Raw genomic sequence first — 6,565 nt, 5'->3', positions numbered from 1 at the left:
AACAGCATATTTTGAAGCTTTCATGCTACAAAGATAACTTTTTAACCAATATTAATATTTTCGCAAGAAGTCTAATGAAACTACTGCTTTGGTTTGGCTTATGCTTAAAACCACTACTTGCGGCTGATGATACACCTACACATCACACAGGTGTATTTACTCTTGAAATAAACCTCAAAAAACAAAAAAATATAGGGAATGAATTTATAAGTATAGTGGAGAACCATGTAAAACTTGATATTTTATATAGTTTGTAAATAAACAAGGCTAAACGTATTATTTGATATGTTCAGCCTTGTTTGTTGTACTAGTCAAATAAACCATCTAACCACTTGCCTACTTCACGCCCTATAGCTTTGCCTATAGTAGCTGTAACTATGCCTAGTGCCATTCCACCTACGGCAGCTCCTGCTATAATAGCCATTGCAGGCAACGAACCAGCTACAGCCAACCCTGCGGCTACTATCCCCATGCCCAGGCTCATACCAGTGGCTCCGCCTAGCATAGCCATCAACTCTCCTGTAACTGTTTCTAAAGTTGGTTCATCATAAATATTGTAAGCTGCTATACCAAAACCTGTAACTATTCCGACGGGGCCCGCTATGCGTGATATTTTATTGAACTTTAACAAGCTACTACTCGTCGTACCAGATTTCTGGACAATTAACCTTGCCAACTGATCTTGTGACATTTGAGGATTTTGCTGTTGATATTTAGATAATAAATACACCAAATCCCTTGGTTGATCTAATGCTTTTGATAAGTTTTTTCCACCAAAGCTTAGCCCTTGCCTAGCAAGAGGTCTATTTACATTGCGAGAGGCATTGGCTTGCTTCATAATATCCCACTTCCCTTTGCTGGTTAACTCAGCATCAAAACGTTTTAGATATTCCTGAGCAGCCTTGCCTACCTTAGCAATGTACCTTTGTCGCTTTAGGTAATCCTTCGTACTTAAGATACCTGAACCTATCCCACCTGCCGATTTTAGATTTTTCTTGTCAAGTGAATTAACTACAAAATCTTGAACAGAAATAGGTTTTCCCTCATGATCGTAAAATTGTTTACCTCTAAAATCAAGCGGCACTTGCCCTCGTTGGGTATAACCACCTACTACACTGGGGTCTGTTTTGTCGGGTTGTTTTGCGTTAGAAGAATCACCAATACTTGGCGCACCCATTTGACTTAAATATTTATTTAGATCAAAGTTGTCTAAATAATTCTGTAACTCTTCGTTTGTCATTTTCATGGGGTCACTCACTAGCAATTGCGCCCCTATGGGTATAGCGTTATCAGCAAAACCATTCCAAGCACGCAACTTTTCTACAGTTACGCCATATTTTTGTGCCATCATGCTGTAGGTATCACCTTTTTTTACTGTGTGTATAGTAGGAAGCTTGGTTTGCCCCTTGCTTACAGGGCGTTGCTTTGCCTGTATAGTAGGCTTTCGCTCTCTTACTATAGGGCTGTGTTTTGCCTGTATAGTAGGTTTTGAGTCTCTGACAATCGGGCGTTGTTTGGCTATTATGCCTCCTTTTGGCTGAGAGGCTTTTGGCTTTTTCTGTACAGGCTGTTGTTCATTTTGCGCCTGTTGCTGACTGTTTTCTGGTTGTATTTTATCTTGCATTACTTGCTGTTTGTGATACGTAAAGTTACTGTTTTTTTTGAGATTGTTAGAACTGTTGAATTGTTCCGCCTGACGGCTGATTGTTTCAATGGTTGCATTGTTGGCGCGAGGCGTAGCCACTCCTGACTACAGACTCCCGACTCCCCACTATTTCATCCTTCTTCCGACTGCATCTCTACTACCTCGTGGCGGCTAATGCTGAAGTGCTCGCATACCTCGTTGTAAAAAGCGCCACGGGCTTGTTGGCTGGCAAAAGCAATGCGGTGTTGGCTACCGTTGGTGAGGCTGAGCCGCACGGCGGGTTGCTCCCACCAGGTATCGGGCAATATGCTTACTATAGCTTCTAGCTTGATAAGGGTAGGCGCCTGGCAGGGGCGATCTAGCTCTACGGCGGCAAGTTGCCGCGCCTGGTATTGTTGTTTGTTTGTCATTGTTTTTTAGTTATTAGCCATTAGCTTTTAGCCTTTTTTTAACTACTGACTACCAACTCCCGACTCCGGACTAAAAAACTCCCGACTAAAAAGCTAAAGGGCAGCCAAAAGCCACCCTCTAAGCAGCTATTATTCACTAAATATAACCACTGGCAGGACTTACTATTATCCCTAATTAGGTTTGACCACTTATTGGGTGCTAACCCTGCCTGCCAGGGTCTCCCTGTTTATCAACTAATCAACCAATTATCAGCTTCCATTTATCGTCTTAGCCATTGATCAAATCTTCTATAGCCGCTTCGGTCATTGTTTTCTCATAGGGGCTTAAGGGTTCGCCCCGCCTCAGCTTGGCTATAGTACGGGCGCACACCTCCCGGCAATACTCTAGTTTGGCTTCGCGCGCCTTGTTTGCCTGGGCAAGGGGTACAGGCTCAGGGGTGGCTTGTTTTCGTTTCTTTCTGAATAAATTCATGTTTTTCGTATTGTTAAGTTTTAGTTTTTTTTGTTCTTTGATTTAGCCATTAACTTTTAGTCTTTTTTTAACTCCCAACTCCCGACTAAAAAACTCCCAACTAATAAGCTAAAGGGTAGCCAACGACCACCCCTTAAGCTGTGCTTCATGCAATAGTACACCCACACTATGGCGCACCATTTACTTAGAGGGAAAGAGGGTAGTTACTCACCCTCTGGTTTTTAAAGAAAAACCGAATCTGAGATTGTACACACTGCGGTTTTCAGCGCCCAAAATCAGAAACTATGATGCAACAAAAGTAGGGGGGCAAAACAAGCCACACAAGGGCTAAAGTGGGGTGTTTACTTTTAATTTACCCCTTGAAACTCTTTGCAAGGTAGGTTTCAAAAAGTTTCAAATGGAGGCTAAGTGACAGGTTTATAAGTACTTGTGCCGGACTGGATGCACCAGCGAGAGGGGAGGATATTTTTGAGGACTACTCCATTATTTAAAAAGGAGAAAAACGATTTAAGAAAAGTAACTCCCTCCGCACAGTAGGCAAGGTGTATAGGTGGGTAGGTGCTTTGTAGGGCAAGCTTGTTTGCTGTAGTAAGCAACGGCACCCCTGTAGCGAGCAATGGCACCCTTGCAGTAAGTAATAGTGCCCCTGTAGCAGGTATTGGCATCCCTGTAGTAGGCATTGACTCCCCCGTAGTAAATTGTGGTGTCCCTGTAGCAAATTGTGGTGCCCCTGTAGTATATAAGCAATAAAAACAAAATAATATTTCTTCCCTGTAGTACATAGCTCACTCCTGCAGTATATTGTTTGGCTTTAACTGGCTTGCCAAGCCCCAAAAAAAGCGGAAACAACTATTGGGTAGTCATTTCCGCTTTTGGGTGCACTGGGTGGGCACACCAACTTGGTTTATTTTTTATGGTATTGGCTTGTGTAGCCCTGGTAGCGGTCTTTTTGTTTGCGAAAAGCATACTTACCTGCCGTGCGTATTTCGTCTACGGCCTCTTTGAGGTGGGCAAAGGCGGCATCGCGTAGTAGTTTTGCCTGGTTGGTGTCTTGGGTGGTTCCATTGGCAAGCGCCAACATATCGGCTAGTTGGTCGGCTTGGGCAGCGGCAAAGTCGAGGCGGGCAGGGTCAAACTTTATCTTGTCCAATTCGGCCATGTTGGTCTTGCCCAGGGCGCTCAGGTCGCTTAGGTCTTGTATCATGTCGGCGTTGCCGCTGCCCTCGCTTATCTCGCGTACCCGGTTGAGCAGGTCTTCGCGTTTGCGAAAAGCATACCTAAAGCTGGCGAGCAAGTCATCGCGTAGTTCGTAGGCAGCCGGGGCGGCATTTTTCCAGTCCATTTCGGCTTGGTCTTTGGTGTGGCGTTCGCTCACCCACAGCGATTGGGCATAGCGCAGTGCCCCGGTACGCAGGGGGAGGTTGGCGCCCCAGGTAGCCCAATCAAAGCCTATGCCCTCCAGGGCGGCTTGGTCGGCTTGCGCCCATACAAACAGGTTTTCAGCTTCTTGCAGTGCTGTGTCTACAGGGCGGTTAGGGGGGGGCAAGTTCGGCATTGGCAATCGTTTGGAGGGTGTCAAGCTTTAGCTCGTAGTTTTCTTGTGACATAATGACTGAGTTTGGGTTGATAAAAGGTAAAACAAAACTTGAGGGAGCATACAAAAAATAAGCTACCCATTTCTAGCGATTTTTTTGTCCAAATGCTTCGTTGCATGTTGCGGCCATAGCGCTGCTATGCCCTTCAAATGCGCCTGGTCTTTGATCAAAACCATTCACCAAAACTTGGGAGACTATTGATTGCAAACTCCCTTACCCTGTTACCAACGCAAACCCAGGGGCAAGGGGTTTGTTTTTTTCTACATCAGGTCTTTGAGGTTGCTTACTCCACAGGCTTTTTTGGCGCGCCTTACTTTGGTTTTTATGTTGCCCTCTGTAAAGTTTGTGCGCAACGAAATGGCTTTGTAGGTATAGCCACCCCGCACCACCATTACAAACATTCTGACCTCGTCAGCGGTGAGTTTGGCTTTTTGGTGGTGTTCTATCTTGGCAAGCATGCCTACCTCTGCCTTGCTTAGGTCGCCCATTCCCTGGACGGGGCTTGCCTTGATGGTCTCCACAAAATTGACCTGGGCTTGTACTCGCCGGGTTTCGGCGCGTATTTTTTGGGTACGTGCCTGGTATAGCCACAGCCCCCCTATAGCTATAGCCGCCACCATGACCAACCACCACCAAGGGGTGATTTGCCGTACTATGTTTACCCTGGGCGTGGCGCGGGCTATTACCAGCGAGTCGCGCAGCGCTACCCGTAGGTGTATTTCGTTGTAGAGTTGTTGGCTGTATTGCAGGCGTTGGGCAAACCACTGCTTGTGGGGGGCAAAACGAGGACGCTCGTTGCTATAAAAACACAAACTTTGCAAGATTTTGTAGCCGCTCTGGTTGATCTCGCAGGCAAGCTTACGGGCAAACTTTTGTTGGATGGGGTGGCTTGAGCTTTGGCGTAAATGCTTGAGCAAGCTATCACTACGCTCTATAGCTTGGCGGGCTTCAGCTTCCTGGCGCTCTACAAATAGCAAAAAGCCCTGAATGGCATACAACAATACATTGCACTCTGCTCCGTTTTGCTCTACCCGAAACGCCTCATCGAGGTAGTACCTTGCTTGCCCAGCATTTTTGTTGAGTATACAATACCAACTCAAGCGCACCAAACGAGTACATTTTCTGATGGCATTGGGTTCGTTAAACCCTTCTAGCGCCAAACGTTGGTAATGTACCGCCGAATCGTATTGGTGCTGGTTTTCTTTAAAATTAGCAAAATCAGTATAAATGCTTGCCAATTTTTGAGGCTTACTATGTTTTTTTGCCATCTCTACAGCTTGTATATAGGTAAGTTGGGCATTACCAAAATTAGTTTCTGCATTATGACAATTGGCAAGCAGGTTTAGGGCTTCTATATGATAGTTAACTTCTTTAAGTTTGGCGAAGCGTTGCACTGCTTGGCGGACTATTGGGATGGCTGCCTGGTAATTACCTACATTTTTGTGACAAAAAGCGATGTTTTTAAGCATCGTTGCTTTTTGTATCGGTTGCTTGTATAAGTTGTAGGCGTATTGGTAATGCTGTATGGCAAGCCCATAGTAACCTTGTTTGCGGGCATAAAACCCAATCAACCAATGGGCTTTAGCTTGGTCAGCAGGTTTTTTGGTAGCTGTAGCGGCTTGGCGGGCATAGTATATCGCCGAATCGGGTTGGGTATTGCCCGCCCGGTAGGCCTGGGCATAGAGGCGGTCGTATAAGCTTTTGGGTTGAGGGTGGTTGGTTGTTTGAGCACTTGCCCAGGCAAAGACCATGCATAGAGCAAGCCCGGCAAGGGATAGGCGTAGGGTAATGGATAACATAACTATAGTTAAATAATAAGTGGTTTGGGTGAATATAGTTTAGATGTTTCGTTTGTTTGAGCTCAAGGCAGTATTTTTGCCCATAAGCTTCATGTATAACACTTTTAAAGAAAAGACAAAAGAATGAAAAAAAACAGTAAACAACGCAAAATGTTGCGGGATTTTTACAACGATGCTTGTAGCCCCCAACAAATGCAGCAAATAAAGGGGGGGGAATGTTGCGGTTCGGATGATGGAGGAGAAAGCCCTCCTCCTCCACCCAGCGCTATGGCTATGGGAGTACCGCCCTGGCAAAAGTGGGGGAGTAAATAGATAGGTATTGAATGGGGGCTTGGTGAGCCCTCTTTTTTTTGGGGTGAGCTTCAATGGACTTAAATTATGAATGGTTTAATTACGAACCGACCGAAGGGAGCTCTGCTTTAGCTAATTACGAATGAGTCAATTACGAATGGGCGCAAAGCGCTACTGACTAAATTATGAATCGGTTTGAAGTGACTATGGTCTACCGACTACTGACTCTGGACTAAATTGCACCGCTCTTTTAAGTCTTCCGAAGGAGACTTGAAAGTTTTAATAGGGGGAAGTCTTCCGACTTCCTTGCTCGCTGGTTTAATTCCCCCGACTTAACACCTGCACGGCTCTTT

The 6,565-nt window shown here is 45.4% G+C and carries 8 protein-coding genes; 2 read left to right on the top strand and 6 right to left on the bottom strand.

The genetic code is table 11. The annotated features are described in order from the left end of the window. A partial coding sequence (locus Q0954_RS32205; protein WP_299465557.1) for a hypothetical protein occupies positions 1-257 on the top strand: 257 nt, incomplete at its 5' end. 50 nt (positions 258-307) lie between these two features. Here Q0954_RS32205 and Q0954_RS32200 read toward each other — a convergent pair. From Q0954_RS32200 to Q0954_RS32175, 6 genes are all read right to left on the bottom strand, one after another. Beyond that, positions 308-1,624: a LysM peptidoglycan-binding domain-containing protein gene (locus Q0954_RS32200; RefSeq protein WP_299465554.1), complete on the bottom strand. Its 1,317-nt coding sequence runs from the start codon at positions 1,622-1,624 to the stop codon at positions 308-310. Positions 1,625-1,776: 152 nt separating this feature from the next. Then, the gene (locus Q0954_RS32195) at positions 1,777-2,055 is read right to left on the bottom strand and encodes a hypothetical protein (protein ID WP_299465551.1); all 279 of its coding nucleotides are present in this window, start codon (positions 2,053-2,055) and stop codon (positions 1,777-1,779) included. 268 nt (positions 2,056-2,323) lie between these two features. After that, a complete protein-coding gene (locus tag Q0954_RS32190; protein WP_299465548.1) occupies positions 2,324-2,527 on the bottom strand; it encodes a hypothetical protein in 204 nt (67 codons plus the stop codon). Positions 2,528-2,931: 404 nt separating this feature from the next. Beyond that, on the bottom strand, positions 2,932-3,309 hold the full coding sequence (locus Q0954_RS32185; RefSeq protein ID WP_299465545.1) for a hypothetical protein: 378 nt from the start codon (positions 3,307-3,309) through the stop codon (positions 2,932-2,934). Positions 3,310-3,431: 122 nt separating this feature from the next. Continuing rightward, positions 3,432-4,082, bottom strand: coding sequence for a hypothetical protein (locus tag Q0954_RS32180; protein ID WP_299465542.1), 651 nt, complete (start codon positions 4,080-4,082; stop codon positions 3,432-3,434). A gap of 300 nt (positions 4,083-4,382) precedes the next feature. After that, positions 4,383-5,921, bottom strand: coding sequence for a sigma factor-like helix-turn-helix DNA-binding protein (locus tag Q0954_RS32175; RefSeq protein WP_299465539.1), 1,539 nt, complete (start codon positions 5,919-5,921; stop codon positions 4,383-4,385). Between the two features lie 123 nt (positions 5,922-6,044). Here Q0954_RS32175 and Q0954_RS32170 point away from each other — a divergent pair, with 123 nt between their 5' ends. Further along, the gene (locus Q0954_RS32170) at positions 6,045-6,233 is read left to right on the top strand and encodes a hypothetical protein (protein WP_299465536.1); all 189 of its coding nucleotides are present in this window, start codon (positions 6,045-6,047) and stop codon (positions 6,231-6,233) included. Positions 6,234-6,565 lie beyond the last annotated feature (332 nt).

It is taken from the genome of uncultured Microscilla sp., from assembly GCF_947493425.1.
Lineage (GTDB): Bacteria > Bacteroidota > Bacteroidia > Cytophagales > Microscillaceae > Microscilla.
Note: the sequence above shows the minus strand (reverse complement) of the source record. Positions and strands in the feature narration are given on the sequence as shown.